Raw genomic sequence first — 16188 nt, forward strand, 5'->3', positions numbered from 1 at the left:
CATATGTCTGCAAACGAAGCAGGATTCAACACGCGTGCCGTCCACGCCGGCCAGGCGTTCGAACCGCGCACCGGCGCCGTGGTTCCGCCGCTGCACTTCAGCTCGACGTATGCCCAGGACGGCATAGGCGGTTTGCGCGACGGCTACGAATACGGCCGCGGCGGCAACCCCACCCGAGATGCGCTGCAGGAACAGCTCGCCGCGCTCGAAGGCGGCACCCACGCCTTCAGTTTCAGCTCGGGCCTCGCAGCGGAGGACTCACTGATCCGTGCTGTTGCCCGGCCCGGCGACCACATCGTCCTCGGCAACGACGCGTATGGCGGAACCTACCGGCTCATCAACCGCGTGCTGGGTGAGTGGGGCATCGGCAACACACCAGTGGACATGTCCAACCTGAACGCCGTTGCCGCGGCCGTCGCGGCGAACAAGACCCGCATCGTCTGGGTGGAAACGCCTTCCAACCCCATGATGAAGATCACCGATATCGAAGCGCTCGCCAAAGTAGCGCACGACGCCGGTGCCCTCCTGGTGGTCGACAACACCTTTGCGTCCCCCTACTTGCAGACCCCGCTCGCCCTGGGGGCCGACGTCGTGGTCCACTCGACCACCAAGTACATCGGCGGCCACTCGGATGTGGTGGGCGGCGCGATCGTGGTCAAGGACGCCGAACTGGCAGAGAAGATCGGCTTCGTGCAGTTCGCTGTCGGCGCCGTGTCCGGACCCATGGATGCGTTCCTGACCACGCGTGGCCTCAAGACGCTCGGCGTGCGCATGGACCGCCATAGCGAGAACGCCCAAGCCGTGGCCGAGTGGTTGCTGGAGCGCCCCGAGGTTGAAGCCGTGCTGTATCCGGGGCTGCCTTCCCACCCGGGCCACGAGCTCGCGGCCAAGCAGATGAAGAAGTTCGGCGGCATGATTTCCGTGCAGTTCAAGGGCGGCGAAGCTGCGGCCCGCAAGGTGGCAGAGTCCACCCAGGTCTTCACTCTGGCCGAGTCCCTGGGCGGCATCGAGTCCCTCATGAACTATCCCTCGGAGATGACGCACGCTTCGGTCAAGGGCACTGAGCTGGCCGTGCCTGTCAACCTGATCCGGCTTTCCTGCGGCATCGAGGACGTCGAGGACCTGATCGCGGACCTCGAGCAGGCGATCGGCAACATCACCGACTGAAAGCCCTCACGAAGTAACCTAGCTTTCTTTAGAAAAGCCAGCTAATCTCAAACCATGCCCTTACGATCCGATTGGTCCGAGCGGACGTGCAGCCTGGCGCGCGGCCTCGATATCCTCGGCGACCCTTGGGGAAGCCTGGTGCTGCGGGAGGTCTTCTTCGGCAACGGCCGCTTCGACGCCATCAAAACCCGCCTCCACATCGCAGACAACGTCCTCAGTAAAAGACTGGGCTGGCTGGTCGAGGCAGGCCTCCTTGCCCAACGGCCCTACCAAGATGGCGCCCGCACGCGCCAGGAATACGTCCTCACGGCCAAGGGCGAAGATGCCTTGCCCGTCTTGAACGCCATCATTCTCTGGTCCGAGAAGCATCTCGACGCGCCGGCGGACAACGCCCACATGCGCGTGATCCACAACGGCTGCGGGCTGCCGACCGCGTCGGCTGATACGTGCTCCCACTGCGGGTCCCGCCTGACCGCGGCCAACACCAGTTGGCATAGCCTCACGCGATCGGAACACCCCATGGCCCTGGCCACCGCCCCCGCCAGACGTGACCTCCTGGACGAATCGGAGCCCTCCGCATGACCGCACCCAATTCCACCAAACTTTCCGCCGGCAAACCAGCTGGCAAGACTCCGCGGAAGCGGCGCCTCCACCCCGCCTGGATGGTCGCCGCCGTCGCGTTCCTGGCCCTCGTAGGCGCGGCCGGTTTCCGGGCGGCGCCCGGTGTGCTCATGGTGCCGCTGCAACAGGAATTCGGCTGGTCAACCACCGTGCTGTCGCTCGCCGTCAGCATCAACTTGGTGTTGTTCGGCCTCACGGCGCCCTTCGCTGCCGCGCTCATGGAACGCTTCGGCATCCGCACCGTCACCGCGATTGCCCTTTGCCTGATCGGTCTCGGCTCCGCCCTGACGGTGTTCGTCAACCAGTCGTGGCAGATCCTGCTGACCTGGGGCGTCCTGATCGGGCTGGGCACCGGCTCCATGGCCTTGGTTTTCGCGGCCACCATCGCCAATACGTGGTTCTCCAAGAACCGCGGACTGGTGATCGGCATCCTGACGGCGGGCAGCGCGGCCGGGCAGCTAGTGTTCCTGCCCTTCATCGCGGTGCTTGCCCAGAGCCCGGGCTGGCGCGGTGCCTCGCTCCTCATCGCAGCGGGTGCGCTTGCCGTAGTGCCGCTCGTGCTGCGCTGGCTGAAGAACTCACCTGCCGACGTCGGGGTCCAGCCTTACGGTGCCGAAGCAGAGGAGCCGACGACGGCGGAGCCCGCCCCGGTCCCGGAAGTCGCCGACGCTGAAGGCGCCAAGACGCCCAACGCGGCGGTGCGGGCGTTGCAGGTCCTCAAGCGCGCCAGCAAAGTGCGCACGTTCTGGGCACTGGTTGCCGGTTTCGCCATCTGCGGTGCCACCACCAACGGCCTGATCGGCACCCACTTCATCCCCTCGGCGCACGACCACGGCATGCCGGAAACCACCGCGGCCGGGTTGCTGGCCGTCGTCGGGATCTTCGACATCGTGGGCACCATCGCCTCGGGTTGGTTGACGGACCGCTTCAATCCCAAGGTGCTCCTGGCTGTGTATTACCAGTTCCGCGGGGTTGGGCTGTTGGTGCTGCCCGTGCTTCTGGGCTCCGCCGTGCAACCGAGCATGATCCTGTTCGTAGTGGTGTACGGCCTGGACTGGGTGGCCACCGTGCCCCCGACGGCGGCCATCTGCCGGAAGGTGTTCGGCGCGGACGGCTCGGTGGTGTTCGGGTGGGTCTTTGCCGCCCACCAGCTCGGGGCCGCGGCCGCAGCGTTCCTCGCGGGTTACATCCGGGACGCCACGGGCCACTACACCTACGCATGGATCGGCGCCGCAGCGATGTGCACGGTGGCCGCCGTCATCAGCGCCACCATCCGCAAGGACGCGGGAAAGAAGGAACCGGTTTCGGTCGGAGCCTAGCTCGCTGGGCTGGTCCCCCCGCGCGCGGAGCTAGCGGAAAGCCGGGACGCCCGTGATGTGCTGGCCAAGGATCAGCGTGTGCACCTCGTCCGTCCCTTCGTAAGTGCGCACGGATTCCAGGTTGTTGGCATGGCGCATGGGCGGGTAGTCCAGCGTGATGCCGTTGCCACCGAGGATGGTGCGCGCTTCGCGGGCGATCTTGATTGCCTCCCGCACATTGTTGAGCTTGCCCGCCGAGATCTGCTCCGGGTGCAGTTTGCCCGCATCCTTGAGCCGCCCAAGGTGCAGGGCGAGCAAGGTACCTTTCTGGATCTCCAGGACCATGTTCACGAGCTTTTCCTGGGTCAACTGGTAGCCGGCCAAGGGCTTGCCGAATTGCATGCGGCTTCCGGCATATTCGAGCGCGGCCTCGTAGGAGTCGCGGGCAGCGCCCATGGCACCCCAGGCAATGCCGTACCGCGCCTCGTTGAGGCAGGAGAACGGGCCGCGGAGTCCCATGGCACCCGGGAGGAGTGCCTCCGGACCCAGCCGGACGGCGTCGAACACCACATCGCACTGGATCGAGGCACGCATGGAGAGCTTCGCGTCGATGGGAGTCACGGTGACTCCCGGGGTGCCGGCCGGAACCAGGAAGCCCCGGATGCCGTCGTCGGTGTTTGCCCACACCACCATGACGTCCGCGATCGATGCCATCCCGATCCAGCGCTTCGAACCGTTCAGCACCCAGCCGGCGTCGTCGCCCGTCCCGTCGCGGCGGGCAAAGCTGGCCATGGACGACGGGTCCGAACCCGCCGTCGGCTCCGTCAAGGCAAAACAGCCGATCAGTTCGCCGGCAGCCATGCGCGGGAGCCATCGTTCCTTCTGCTCTTCGCTGCCCCACTTGTGGATCGCCGTCATGGCCAGGGAGCCTTGGACGGACACGAAGGTCCGGATGCCGGAATCGCCGGCCTCGAGTTCCATGGCGGCAACGCCGTATTCGACGGCGGTGCGGCCGGGGCAGCCGTAGCCCTCCAGATGCATGCCAAGGACGCCGAGTTCGCCGAGTTCTGCCGGCAGTTCCCGCGGGAACACCGCGTCCTCGTACCAGCGGGCGATGTTCGGCCGGATCCGCTGGTCCGTGAAATCGCGTACCTTCTCGCGAAGCTCCAGTTCCTCGGAGCCCAAGAGGGAATCGAGGGCAAGGACATCGGAGGTATTCGTCGTTGAATGGCTCATGCCAGCATCCTAAGGCCGGACATGTTCCCCGCAGCGTCCTGTAAGGACCGTCGGCGCTGGCGCGGCACCTGCGCCGTGCCAGAATTGAGCCATGGCCGCCGCGGATGTGAACGCAATTGGGCTGCAGCTACCGGCAGTCAAGGGAATCGGGCGACTCCGAATTCTGGCGGGCCTGGTCCTGGCCCTGCTGCTACCCTCTGCGATCGAAGTCCTGGTCTCCGCGTTGCAATACCGGAACTTCGCCATGATCATGCTCTTCCAATTGGCCGTCTCCGCCGCCGTTGCCGCAATCGGCGGGTTGTGGCCGGCGGTGGTGTCCGCCGTCCTCGGCAGCATGCTCTTGAACTACTTCTCAGCCGATCCGGTGGGCTCCCTCTCGATCGCGGATCCTGCCACGCTTTTCACCCTGGTCATCTTCCTTGCCGTGGCGTGCGGCGTGGCGCTCGCCGTCGGTTTGGCGACCCGACGGGCCCAGGAAGCCGCGCATTCCGGAGCCGAGGCGAGGGCACTGAGCGAATTGGCCCTTCGTATCCTGAGCTCGGACGGCAGCCTCGAGTCGTTCCTGGACAAAATCCGCGTCAACCTCGGAATGGAAGCGATGACGCTGCTCTCCACGTTTGACTCGCCGGACGCGCCCGGTCCGAGTTGGAAGGTCCTTGCAAGCTCCGGGATTCAACCACCGGTGACCCATGCGGCCGCCGACCATGCCGCCGTCGTCGATCGCAACTACACGCTCCTGCTCAGGGGCGGAACGCTCTCCGAACAGCACCGCCGCATGCTCGCCGCGTTCGGCGCCTTCGTGGTGGCCGTGCGGGAGCGCCAGCAGCTGGTCAAGAGCAGGCAGGACAACGCGCGCCTGGCGGAAGGCAACAAGATGCGGACCTCCATCCTGCGAGCCGTCTCCCATGATCTCCGCACTCCTTTGGCGGGCATCAAGCTTGCCGTCAGCAGCCTGCGCCAGGAAGACGTGACCTTTGCTCCCGAAGACGAGCGCGAACTATTGGCCACTATCGAGGACTACGCGGACCGTTTGGATCACTTGGTGGATAACCTGCTGGACATGTCCCGTATCACCGCGGATGCCGTGAACCCGCTGCTGCGCGGACTGGGCTGGCACCAGATCCTGCCGGAGGCTTTACGCGGGGTGCCGGGGGAGCGCATACGCAACGAGCTACTGGCCAACCTTCCGTATATAGAGGCCGACGCCGGGATGCTGGAACGCGTCGTCGCGAACCTCGTGGAGAACGCGGTGAAATACGCGCCCGATTCCGATGTTGTGCTGGTGGCGCGGACCGGTGCGGGCATCATGGTGGATGGTCGGCCGGCCAGCGAACTGCGGGTGATGGACCATGGCTCGGGGATAGCGCCCGCGGCCGTGCTGGAGCTTTTCCAGCCTTTCCAACGCCTCGATGATTCTCCATCCAGCCGTGACGGCCGCAGCGGAATCGGCCTGGGACTCGCTGTCGCCAAGGGCTTCACCGAGGCGATGGGCGGTACGCTCATGGCCGAGGCGACGCCGGGAGGCGGGCTGACCATGGTGGTCACACTCCCTCTGTGGACGGGAGGGCGGCCATGAGCCTCGTGCTGATCGTGGAAGATGAAGCCCAGATCGCCCGGGCAATGCAGATCAATCTCCATGCCCACGGCTACCGTGCCATCAGCGTCGGCAACGGCGCAGACGCACTCAAGGCGGCTGCCCAGCAGCCCGTGGACATCGTGGTGCTCGATCTCGGCCTGCCGGACATGGATGGCGTGGACGTGATCAAGGGAATCCGCGGCTGGAGCACCATGCCCATCATCGTGTTGTCTGCCCGCCACGGTTCGGAAGACAAAGTTGAGGCCCTCGATGCCGGGGCCGACGACTACGTGACCAAGCCCTTCGGCCTTGACGAACTCCTGGCCAGGCTCCGTGCAGCCTCGAGGCGGGCAGCGCCCCGGCATGAAGCGCCGACGCTCCAGACCGCCGACTTCCTGGTTGACCTGGCCGGAAAGAAGATCACCAAAGACGGCGCGGAAGTCCGGTTGACGCCCACGGAATGGAACATCCTGGAATTGCTGGTGCGCAACGCCGGACGGCTGGTCAGCCAGCAGCAGATCCTCACACAGGTCTGGGGACAGGCCTACGCCAAGGAGACCCAGTACCTGCGTGTCTATATTGCCCAGCTCCGGCGCAAGCTCGAACGCGACCCTGCACAGCCCCGACACCTCCATACCGAGGCCGGCATGGGATATCGCTTCGATCCGTAGCTGCGTACGTAGACTGTAGTCATGGATACCGCATCGTTGCTTGCTGTTTGCCGGGTATACGAGCTCCTGCCCGATCCCGAAGGGTCGGTAGGAGTGACGGCCATTGACAAGCGCCCCGTTGACGGGCCGGTGAAGGTCCACAAGCTGGGAATCCACGGCGACATCCAGGCGAGCCGGATCCACCACGGCGGCGAGGACCAGGCGCTCTACGCGTATTCCCAGGCGGATGCCGATTACTGGGCGAATGAACTCCAACGGGACATGCCCGCCGGGATCTTCGGGGAGAACCTCCGCGTTGCCGGAATCGAGACCAGCGGTGCGGTGATCGGCGAACGGTGGAAGATCGGCTTGGACGTCGAAGTCGAGGTCACGTCCCCTCGCGTACCGTGTGCAACGTTCCAGCGCCGCATGAATGAACCGCAGTGGGTCAAGCGCTTCACCGAAGCAGGGCGGGTCGGCACCTACCTGCGCGTAGTGAAGACCGGCACCATTTCGGCCGGTGACTACATCCACAAACTGTTTGTGCCGAAACACGGCATCACGGTGGGGCAGTGGTTCAGCAACCCCAACCTCGATGACATGCAATTGCTGCTCGACGCAGAGGCGGACGGAGAAATCCTGCTGCAGTCCGACTACCACGACTCTTTCGAAAAGCTCATGCGCCGCAACGGGGTGGACGCCTGAAGATGCCCTCGTACTGCCGTCCTGAGGGGCGGTCTTGAGGGCGCCCGGCGCGGCTTTGTGCGCAAGCTCACCGCCGCCGTCGGCAGTTATGTCGCCGCGGGACCAATCTGTGCCCTACACTAGAAGTATCCCCCACTCCGGAAATCCCTTTTTCCTGCCCAATTCTTGAGGCAGGACTGGTCAGTGTTGGGGCCCGCAAAATGTGTGTGGGCAGTTTCATAGGGAGAGCCGGGCGAAGAAAACGCTGTACAGACTGCTGAGATAGCAGCCAAGAGATGCAGCGGGAAGTCCTGCCATGGGATTGCGACAGCGCCGGACTTCTTGCGAGCACCAGAGCCTTCGGGTTCTTTTGCCCGCAACGTGTACTGCGGCCAAGCCCAACCGGGCCGCGCCGACTGGCCCCCTATGGATGAGGAAACTTTCCCCTATGCCCGAAAACCTGAACGACCCGTTCGTCGCCGAGTCTGCTGAAGAAGCAGAGACCGCCGCCGAGATCGCCGAAACCGCACCCGCCGAAACCGCCGCACCCGCCGCTGAGTTCATCGAGGCTGCAGCGCCCGTTGAGGCCCCGGCCGAGGCACCCGCCGAGGCTTCCGCCAAGGCCCCGGCCGAGGCACCCGCCGAGGCTTCCGCCAAGGCCCCGGCTGCGGTTCCGGCCGAATCGCCTGTCGAAGAAGAGGAAGAGGGCATCCGCTTCGTCGACCTCGGAATCGACCCCCGCGTCCTTGCGGCCCTGCAGGACGTCGGCTACGAGAAGCCGTCTCCGATCCAGGCAGCAACCATTCCGCTGCTGCTCGAAGGCCGCGACGTCGTCGGCCTCGCCCAGACCGGCACCGGTAAGACTGCAGCATTCGCAGTACCGGCACTGTCCCGCCTGGCCGAACTCCACGACCTGAACGGCCCGTCCCGCAAGACGCAGGCACTGGTCCTCGCTCCGACCCGCGAGCTTGCGCTCCAGGTTGCCGAGGCCTTCACCTCGTACGCCAAGCACATCGATGACTTCACGGTTCTCCCCGTCTACGGTGGCTCCGCCTATGGCCCGCAGCTTGCTGGCCTTCGCCGCGGTGCACAGGTTGTTGTGGGTACCCCGGGCCGCGTTATCGACCACATCTCCAAGGGTTCCCTGGACCTGTCCGAGCTGCAGTACCTCGTCTTGGACGAAGCCGACGAAATGCTCCGCATGGGCTTCGCCGAGGACGTTGAGCAGATCTTCCAGCAGACCCCGGAAGACCGCCAGGTTGCGCTGTTCTCTGCCACGATGCCGGGCCAGATCCGCCGTATGTCCAAGCAGTACCTGAACAACCCTGCCGAGATCTCGGTCAAGTCCAAGACCACCACCGGCGCCAACACCCGCCAGCGGTACCTGCAGGTCATGGGCCCGCACAAGCTCGATGCCCTGACCCGCATCCTCGAGGTGGAAGAGTTCGACGGCGTTATCGCCTTCGTGCGCACCAAGATGGCTACCGAGGACCTGGCTGACAAGCTGAAGTCCCGCGGCTTCCAGGCCGCCGCCATCAACGGCGACATTCCGCAGCAGCAGCGCGAACGGACTGTCGACGCGCTGAAGGAAGGCCGCATCGACATCCTGGTCGCCACCGACGTCGCGGCCCGTGGCCTTGACGTTGAGCGCATCAGCCACGTGGTCAACTACGACATCCCGCACGACACCGAGTCCTACGTCCACCGCATCGGCCGTACCGGCCGTGCAGGCCGTAGCGGCGACGCCATCCTCTTCATGACGCCGCGGGAGAAGTACCTGCTGCGTTCGATCGAGAAGGCCACCCGCCAGCCGGTTGAGCAGATGCACCTGCCCACTGCCGAGACGGTCAACACCTTGCGCCTTGGCAAGTTCGCGGACAAGATCACGGAGACCCTCGAGTCCGAGGACGTTGCCGCGTTCCGCGACCTGATCTCTTCCTACGAAGAGGAGCACAACGTTCCGGCTTCGGAGATCGCAGCTGCACTGGCCGTCATGGCACAGGGCGGCCAGCCGCTCCTGGTCAAGGAACTGCCGGCTGCACCGGAATTCCAGAAGCGCGAGCGCTCCAAGGACGGCTTCGGTTCCCGTGGCCCGACCCGCGCCCTGACGGAGGGCAACGCCACCTACCGGATCGCCGTCGGACGCCGCCAGCGCGTCATGCCGGGTTCGATCGTTGGCGCCATTGCCAACGAAGGCGGCATCTCCTCGGCACAGATCGGCGGCATCGACATCCGCTCGGACCACTCCCTGGTGGAGCTCCCGGCGGACCTGAGCCCCGAGCAGTTGCGTGCCCTGTCCCGCACCCGGATCGGCGGCGAGTTGATTCACCTCGAGCTGGACAACGGCCGCAAGCCGGCCTCTGACCGTGGCGGCGAGCGTGGCGGTTACTCCGGAGGCAGCCGCGGCGGCGACCGTGGTGGCTACTCCGGTGGTGACCGTGGCGGAAACTTCAAGGGCAACGGTGGCTTCAAGAAGGAGTTCCGTAAGACTGAAGGCGACCGTGGCGGCTACTCCGGTGGCGAGCGCTCTTCCGCTGATCGCGGCGGCCGTTCCTACAGCGAGCGCAGCAGCGCCGGTACCGGAACGGGCAGCTACGCCGACCGCGGCGCACGCAAGCCGCGCACTGGTGGCGACGCGGGCAACCGCGATTTCAACCGCAAGGGTAAGTGGTAAACAGGACTAGTTCCTGGGTTTCTCGTCAGAGGCCGGCTTTCGAGCCGGCCTCTGGCCGTTTAACGGTGGCCCCACTTTAACGCCCGCCCAGGTTCCGCGCTTGCCCGGCTGTGGAAAGCTAGGTTCATGGGATTCCTCGATGGGTTGAAGAAGAACCTCGGCTTCGAGAAGGCCGAACACAAGCCGACTGGACGGCCGTCTGAGGCGCCACAGGAGGCCGCTGAAGCCTCAACGGGGGTAACGGTCCAAAGCCCGGGTCCGGAGCCGTCAGTGGAGGCTCCCGTGGCGCCCGGCCCCGCACTGCCCGACGCCGGTGCTTCCGCCGCCAGCGCAGGGCCGGTCACGGAAGTTGTAGCGGAGGCAGACGATACCCTCAGCGGCATCGCCTTGCAGTTCGGGGTTGACTTGGGTGCCCTGATCGCCGTGAACGCGGACACCGTGCCCAACCCGGACCACATCTACCCTGGCCAAGTGCTCCGACTGCCCTGATTCGGACCCTTTCCTGCCCAAGAAAACGGGGCGGATGCAAATTGTGTCGGTGCCGTTTTTCCCTGTCCCGCAGCCGATTTGTGGCCTGAGAAATCGTCCGGTAGAGTATTTACTCGTTGCCCCCCTAGCTCAGTGGTAGAGCGCGTTCTTGGTAAGAACGAGGTCACCGGATCGATTCCGGTGGGGGGCTCTGAATGAGGGCCTGTGTCAAGGCGGTTTTTGACCGGCTTGACGCAGGTTTTTCTCATTCGTGGCGGTGTAGCTCAGTTGGTTAGAGCGCACGACTCATAATCGTGAGGTCGGGAGATCGAGCCTCCCCACCGCTACCAAGTGAAACCCCTGGAATCCGCGAGATTCCGGGGGTTTTTTCTCCATATGAGACGACTCACCTTCGAGAGGCGTCTCTCAGATTCCCTCAAAAGGCGCCATATTCTCTGAGGAGTGGCTGTTAAATGGCTGCTCCGGCACGGGGGTGCTGAGACGCAACGGTTAGGCTCTCGGCAGCCCTCTGCAGCCCCATCTTCCTGCTACAGCTGGATCCGTACCGGCTGTCGAGTAAGGGCCTCCAGATGGCCTAGAGCGGCCACTGGGAGGTAATCCTCCCGGCTGCTCGGCTACCTGCTCCAGTCCGGACCGCCACTGGCGGCAGTTTGAAGTAGGACCTTTAGTCTGAAAAATCGAAAGGTCACCCGACGCCGGTCGGAGCCGCCAGCTGATATGTAGCCCGTGCTTGTCAAGATGCGTGGATGAGCGGCTCCTGGCTTGTGGTTCCGGGGGCCCGCTCATCGTCTGCCGGCCGGGCCGTGGTGACCCGTGGTGGCGAGTCTTTCTCGACTGCAGTGTCAGGCTGACATTCGCGGGTTGGTTACCGCATGACGATTTGTTCGGCTGGAGCAGTATCGGTGTCTAAGATCGATCGTCCGACGGTTGGTGATCCGTATGCTCATAGAGCGCTTCCCGAGTTAGCTCCGGGTGCTGCCATCGCGCTTCGCTCGCGTCCCGGGCCGGCAGTTCATGTCAGGCCGCGTTCATGCGTTCTCCTTGTTGGAGCGGGGCGGCTAGTGACCAGCACCAGCCGGCGAGTTCGCGGGCGATCGCGGTGTTGGCCTTGACTGACATTTTGTGGCGTTCATCAAACACCTCGGGCGTTCATACTTCACAAAGTGGTTGTATTTCGCATCTGCACTCGAAGGTCCTGACGATGCGGCGGCAGCGCCAATCCTCGACGACAAAATAACGGGATGGTTAGACAACGAAACGGACTTGTCTTTGGACAAGTCGACCGCTTCTTATGGGAGGTATCTCGAGTTGTTGGCATGCTGGGGCGAGCCATACGGGCGCACCCGCGTGCAGGTCGAAAAGGCAATCTTCAAACTCGCAACGGGCCGGGGCTGATATGAGTTGAGTTAGTCCTTCCCAAACACCTCCGGAGATGTCAGGACGGGTTGTATCAGATTCCCCGTGGAGGGCCTGTGGTTGATCTGAGTGGTCCTCCCGATACCTGGAGGTGTTTGTTATGTCTGTTCAGGCCGTGGTGGCTACTGATTTGCCTGTTGTGGTGGCTGTCGATGTTGGTAAGACGGCGGTGGCGTTGTCAGTGACCGATGCCGGTCGGCACCGTCTGTTGGGTCCGGTGGACTTCGAGATGACCGGACGCGGTGTGGAGGGTGTCCTCGCGCTGATCCGCAGAAGACTCGCAGGGGCCGACGTGCCGGTGCGGGTCGGCATCGAAGCTGCCGGGCATTATCACCGGCCGTTGCTGGTGCCGTCCGTGTGGCCCGCGGACTGGCAGGTGCTGGCTGGCCGCGGCATCCCCGTCGCTGGTGGTGAGGCCGTGATCGGAGAGCTTGGGGCCTGGGCGGCGCACCGGACCCGCAGGATCCAGACACGGACCGCGACGAAGAACCAGCTGCTGGGCCAGTTGGATCGGGCCTTCCCCGGCCTGACGCTGGTCTTGCCGGATGTGCTGGGCACCAAAGTGGGGCGCCTTGTCGCGGCTGAATTCACAGACCCCAAAAGGCTCGCGAAACTGGGCGCGGGCCGGTTCGTCCGGTTCGCGGCCGCCCGCGGGCTCCGGGTGCGCTGGCCGCTGGCCGAACGGCTGGTTCAGGCCGCCCGCGAGGCTCTGACCACTGAGGACGCGGCGGTGGCCCGGGAGGTTCTTGTCGCTGATCTGGCGCTGTTGGCGGAGCTCGGCGCGCAGATCGACGCGGCCGAGACAGAGTTCGCCCGGCTGCTGCCGATGAGCCCGTTCGCGACTCTCACCACGACCCCGGGCTGGGGCGTGGTCCGCGCCGGGAACTACGGCGGGGCGCTGGGCGATCCGCACCGTTGGCCCGGGCCCGCACAGATCTACCGGGCCTCGGGGCTGTCACCGGCCCAGTATGAGTCGGCAGGCAAACGGCGGGACGGTTCGATCAGCCGCGAGGGAAGTGTTGCACTCCGCCGGGCCTTGATCGATCTCGGCATGGGACTCTGGTTCAACGACCCGCCCAGCCGGGTCCGCGCGGCCACTCTCAAGGAACGGGGCAAACATGGCGGGGTCATCGCGTGCGCGATGGCCCATCGCGCCAATCGGATCGCCTATGCACTTGTGCGTGACCATGCAGCCTGCGACCCGGCGAGGTGGGCCTGAGCTAAAGTCCGCGGGCATTCCCGGGATAGCTGCCCGCCGCCCGCGGCGTGCCGAAGCGGTCAACGTGGATCGCCCGCAGCGCAGCGAGGACGAACGACGTTGACAGCGAGGAGCCGGGGTGCACGATCAAGGCGCCCCGGGAAACCCGCCGCATCGGCAAGGAGGTGCTTTACCCCCCCGATCGCCCTTCACAACGCAGTCCCGTGGTGGGACGCTGGAACCGACGGAGGGCCGGATCAGACGCCGTCGGGGCTATGGCGGACGCTCACGCGTTACGCCGTGTCTAGCTTGGCGCCCGGTCCTTCGCCCCTGCTGCAGCCCGAACAACGCCAGATGACCCGGCGCATGCCGCCGAGGTCGCATACGTCAGCATGGGCGCACCACCGGGGCAAACGTCGCCCCAGACCACCACCCGCCCCCGTGACTGCCAACCACCAGGCTCCGCAGCAACTGCTGCAGTGCCGCCAAGTCATGCCCGGGAACACAACATTGACAAAGCTATAGCCAGCTAGACGCAGGATCACAGTGGTGCCGGAGTAGTAGTCGTCGGCGGATGGGCGACTCATTATCGAGAGATTGAGCCTCCCACCGCTACCCCGAAAATCCCGCCTACGTCGGGGGATTATTTCGTTTCTGGAGTGGTCTTACGGATAGCGGTGTAGCTACTCCTGGAACTATGCGCCGCATGACAGGCGACCCAACAAGACCAGTATCGGGCGAACGCGGATACGCGGGCGTCCGCCTACGCGTCCGCGCAGGGTGCAGTGACTGACGCCGCAGCGCGGTTGTTCTCCCAGAGCTGGGCCGGTGTCGCCTGGGGGTCGTAGCCGTACCATGACCGTCCAAGCGGATCATCGCTGTCGGCAGTCTTTCGGTCGCTGAGTCTGATGCGGATAACCATAAATCGAGTATCACCGAACGGCGCCCGGAAAGCGTGCACGGCGCCCCCCTCGTCTGACACAGCAGGCCGGACATCCGGGACCCTCTTTGGTAGAGTCAGGCCCGGCGGCAGAGAGCCGCCAGAACAACAGGGTGGCCGCTGGGTCTGGTGACCTGGCGGCGGCAACGAGGGAAACGCGAGGGACAGCCGGCAGTTGCACTGCCGGAGCAACCGAGGGATCCGCGCGTCTTTTCCGTCACGATCGGCTACAGTGCCTGCCTGGAGGTCGCGGGTACGACCACCTTTGCGGAGCACCTGCCAGCACCATCGCTCGAACGTGCCCCGATCCTGCAGAGGACGTCCAGGGAGATACTTGAAGTCTCCCCGAAGGCGTCCTTTTTCACATGGCGCGTCTTGGACGAGGCGGTCCCTCAGGTCTACATCGACTCAGTGCACGATGCAGCCGGTGAATGAATCGGCGGCGAATCGCTTGACGGCATCGAGTACCACGTGGTCGCCAAGTATCAGGACCAGCTCAGCTGCTCCGGTCGCGAAAACGGCCTCCGGTTCGCTTTCTCGGTTGAGAAGGCAAAAGAGATTACCGACCTCGAGGACAGCGGGACTCTTGATCCTGAGTTTGAGGGCCGCCCCGGCCTGGAATCCTTCTGAGCCCCCGACAGGATTCGAACCTGCGACCCGCGCGGTACAAAGGCGCTGATCGGTGTCCCCTCCCGCTCCGGAGCTTCAGCTCTGCCAGCGTCCGCCTGTTGATAACCATCATTCGAGGTCTCCGGCGGCAGCCGGATCAAACTGCCCGATGGTGGTTTCTGTCACCGCGTTTGTTCGTCCCGGTCACTTGCCAAGGGCGCGGATCGCACCCTCAGTGCGCAGCCACTCCGTGAGACGGGTCTTTTTGGTAACAAGTTCCCGCAGATCGTCGCCTGTGACGGCGAAAATCACGCCCAGATCGCGTTGGGGGACTTTGAGGCGCTCGAGTGCTGTTTCGGCAAAACCACCCATCGCGACAAAGATACCGATTTTGCAGACAGCGCCGCGATCACGCATCTTCGACTCGAAGACGCGCAATTCCTTTACGCCGACGGGACTACCCCAGTTCTTGCATTCGACAAACATGTAGGCGCTTGACTGCGCCGTCCAAAATGGGTGGGTCAATCCATTGGTTAGGACGACGTCGATCTCTTCTTCGCTGGTTCTGAAATTCTTCTGGAGCACAGAGAGCTCGGGCTCCTCCGTCCGCAGAAGGGCATCGACAAGGGTCTCCAGGACGTCTCCGCGGGCCTTCGTGGAGTACTGCTCCTTGTCTGCGTTCACGGCGTCGAGCCTGCCAAGTGCTTCCGCAGCCCGAGCAAACCAGAATTCCCGACCCAGCTTGCTGTCGAACGAGGCCAGCACGCTAAACAAGCGGCCGAGAATGCCCGCCTGGGAAACGAGGCCTTCGGCGGAACTTAGCCAGTAGTTGTCCAGGTATTCCTTGGCACCTTCGTCTGAAGAGACCTCCAACTGATGCGCGTGCTCCGTCAGAACATACGAGACGGGAGTTTCCGGTGGAAGGTGATAGAGAAGCACACAGACCAACAGCGGCCAGGCCAGCAAAGGGGCATCTGTGTACAACAGGGCAAATGACTCCGCTGCTCTTGCGACAGCATATTGGTCGAGGTCGCGTGCTTTCGCAGCGTCCATTATCTCGAAAATGAACGAGGTAGACGCTGAGATGGGGCCGTCGTAAACCATGTCCTTGAAAATGACCACCTCCTCGAGGTCGTCGTCCAGCCACTGGAGAGCAAGCAACTCCCCCAGGGCCTTCAAGTCATCCGACGGAGGCTGCGCTTGAAAGGCGGCGAGCTTCTTGTCCCAGGCAGCAGCATCCCATTGCGGCTCGACTCGGACCACACCGTCCGACGCGGGGACACGCTCGGCTGGCACAACGCCGGCCGCTCCTCTCGATAGGCCGGGAGCAAATCTGTCGGCGACATAAAGCATGGACTCTGCAACGAGGCCTTGGCGGACAGTGCTGTATGTCGCAACGGAGGAATCCCACCCAAGGCCGCCATCCCTTAGAGTGTCCAGAACGTCGGCAGCCGTGGCCCGGTATTCGACCTCGAATTTGTGCATTGGGTTATTGGGGGATTCCACGGATGCCGTAAGTGTTTGGTGGTGGCGAAAAAGCAGTCGAGGCATCGAGCTTGTGGATTTCCTCCACATGAGAGCAGTTCGATTCCCGACGTCGAGGTACGTATCAAAGCCCATGTGTCTCCTT

13 protein-coding genes and 2 tRNA genes are annotated in these 16188 nt (G+C 64.3%); 12 read left to right on the forward strand and 3 right to left on the reverse strand.

Features of this window, described 5'->3' with window-relative positions:
* Positions 1–3: 3 nt before the first annotated feature.
* The 3 genes from QRN51_RS16920 to QRN51_RS16930 are packed head-to-tail and all read left to right on the forward strand — an operon-like array spanning position 4 to position 3107.
* A complete protein-coding gene (locus QRN51_RS16920) occupies positions 4–1167 on the forward strand; it encodes a cystathionine gamma-synthase (RefSeq protein WP_284990999.1) in 1164 nt (387 codons plus the stop codon).
* Positions 1168–1221: 54 nt separating this feature from the next.
* Complete coding sequence (locus QRN51_RS16925; RefSeq protein WP_059387281.1) at positions 1222–1749, forward strand: winged helix-turn-helix transcriptional regulator; 528 nt, start codon at positions 1222–1224, stop codon at positions 1747–1749.
* The gene (locus tag QRN51_RS16930; protein WP_284991001.1) at positions 1746–3107 is read left to right on the forward strand and encodes an MFS transporter; all 1362 of its coding nucleotides are present in this window, start codon (positions 1746–1748) and stop codon (positions 3105–3107) included. Before QRN51_RS16925 ends, QRN51_RS16930 begins: the two co-directional genes overlap by 4 nt.
* 30 nt (positions 3108–3137) lie before the next feature.
* On the opposite strand, the gene QRN51_RS16935 is transcribed toward QRN51_RS16930, so the two are convergent.
* Positions 3138–4322: an acyl-CoA dehydrogenase family protein gene (locus QRN51_RS16935; RefSeq protein ID WP_284991002.1), complete on the reverse strand. Its 1185-nt coding sequence runs from the start codon at positions 4320–4322 to the stop codon at positions 3138–3140.
* Positions 4323–4413: 91 nt separating this feature from the next.
* Here QRN51_RS16935 and QRN51_RS16940 point away from each other — a divergent pair, with 91 nt between their 5' ends.
* From QRN51_RS16940 to QRN51_RS16980, 9 genes are all read left to right on the forward strand, one after another.
* Positions 4414–5898 carry a sensor histidine kinase gene (locus tag QRN51_RS16940; protein ID WP_284991003.1) on the forward strand — a complete coding sequence of 495 codons (1485 nt, stop codon included), beginning with the start codon at positions 4414–4416 and terminating at the stop codon, positions 5896–5898.
* The gene (locus QRN51_RS16945; RefSeq protein ID WP_059387283.1) at positions 5895–6569 is read left to right on the forward strand and encodes a response regulator; all 675 of its coding nucleotides are present in this window, start codon (positions 5895–5897) and stop codon (positions 6567–6569) included. The genes QRN51_RS16940 and QRN51_RS16945 overlap by 4 nt, the downstream gene beginning before the upstream one ends.
* 21 nt (positions 6570–6590) lie before the next feature.
* A complete protein-coding gene (locus tag QRN51_RS16950; RefSeq protein WP_059387284.1) occupies positions 6591–7253 on the forward strand; it encodes an MOSC domain-containing protein in 663 nt (220 codons plus the stop codon).
* A gap of 427 nt (positions 7254–7680) precedes the next feature.
* Positions 7681–9906, forward strand: a complete 2226-nt coding sequence (locus QRN51_RS16955) for a DEAD/DEAH box helicase (protein WP_284991006.1) — start codon at positions 7681–7683, stop codon at positions 9904–9906.
* Between the two features lie 126 nt (positions 9907–10032).
* The gene (locus QRN51_RS16960; RefSeq protein ID WP_284991008.1) at positions 10033–10395 is read left to right on the forward strand and encodes a LysM peptidoglycan-binding domain-containing protein; all 363 of its coding nucleotides are present in this window, start codon (positions 10033–10035) and stop codon (positions 10393–10395) included.
* A 118-nt stretch (positions 10396–10513) separates the two neighbouring features.
* A tRNA-Thr gene (locus QRN51_RS16965) sits at positions 10514–10585 on the forward strand.
* Between the two features lie 62 nt (positions 10586–10647).
* Positions 10648–10724: transfer RNA gene (locus QRN51_RS16970), tRNA-Met, on the forward strand.
* 793 nt (positions 10725–11517) lie between these two features.
* A complete protein-coding gene (locus QRN51_RS16975) occupies positions 11518–11790 on the forward strand; it encodes an 8-oxoguanine DNA glycosylase OGG fold protein (RefSeq protein WP_284991009.1) in 273 nt (90 codons plus the stop codon).
* A gap of 121 nt (positions 11791–11911) precedes the next feature.
* Entirely contained in the window at positions 11912–13030 is a 1119-nt protein-coding gene (locus tag QRN51_RS16980; RefSeq protein WP_284991010.1) for a transposase, read from the forward strand.
* Between the two features lies 1 nt (position 13031).
* Here QRN51_RS16980 and QRN51_RS16985 read toward each other — a convergent pair whose 3' ends face one another.
* Together QRN51_RS16985 and QRN51_RS16990 are read right to left on the reverse strand one after the other, a co-directional pair.
* Positions 13032–13190, reverse strand: a complete 159-nt coding sequence (locus QRN51_RS16985; RefSeq protein WP_284991011.1) for a hypothetical protein — start codon at positions 13188–13190, stop codon at positions 13032–13034.
* A gap of 1572 nt (positions 13191–14762) precedes the next feature.
* Entirely contained in the window at positions 14763–16043 is a 1281-nt protein-coding gene (locus QRN51_RS16990; protein ID WP_284991013.1) for a restriction endonuclease, read from the reverse strand.
* Between the last annotated feature and the right edge of the window lie 145 nt (positions 16044–16188).

Origin of the sequence: Arthrobacter sp. efr-133-TYG-120 (assembly GCF_030209785.1) — a bacterium.
Taxonomy (GTDB): Bacteria; Actinomycetota; Actinomycetes; order Actinomycetales; family Micrococcaceae; genus Arthrobacter.

Coding starts and splice junctions, on each gene's coding strand:
- QRN51_RS16920 (WP_284990999.1), top strand. CDS start 4: ATGTCTGCAAACGAAGCAGGATTCAACACGCGTGCCGTCCACGCCGGC.
- QRN51_RS16925 (WP_059387281.1), top strand. CDS start 1,222: ATGCCCTTACGATCCGATTGGTCCGAGCGGACGTGCAGCCTGGCGCGC.
- QRN51_RS16930 (WP_284991001.1), top strand. CDS start 1,746: ATGACCGCACCCAATTCCACCAAACTTTCCGCCGGCAAACCAGCTGGC.
- QRN51_RS16935 (WP_284991002.1), bottom strand. CDS start 4,322: ATGAGCCATTCAACGACGAATACCTCCGATGTCCTTGCCCTCGATTCC.
- QRN51_RS16940 (WP_284991003.1), top strand. CDS start 4,414: ATGGCCGCCGCGGATGTGAACGCAATTGGGCTGCAGCTACCGGCAGTC.
- QRN51_RS16945 (WP_059387283.1), top strand. CDS start 5,895: ATGAGCCTCGTGCTGATCGTGGAAGATGAAGCCCAGATCGCCCGGGCA.
- QRN51_RS16950 (WP_059387284.1), top strand. CDS start 6,591: ATGGATACCGCATCGTTGCTTGCTGTTTGCCGGGTATACGAGCTCCTG.
- QRN51_RS16955 (WP_284991006.1), top strand. CDS start 7,681: ATGCCCGAAAACCTGAACGACCCGTTCGTCGCCGAGTCTGCTGAAGAA.
- QRN51_RS16960 (WP_284991008.1), top strand. CDS start 10,033: ATGGGATTCCTCGATGGGTTGAAGAAGAACCTCGGCTTCGAGAAGGCC.
- QRN51_RS16980 (WP_284991010.1), top strand. CDS start 11,912: ATGTCTGTTCAGGCCGTGGTGGCTACTGATTTGCCTGTTGTGGTGGCT.
- QRN51_RS16990 (WP_284991013.1), bottom strand. CDS start 16,043: ATGCACAAATTCGAGGTCGAATACCGGGCCACGGCTGCCGACGTTCTG.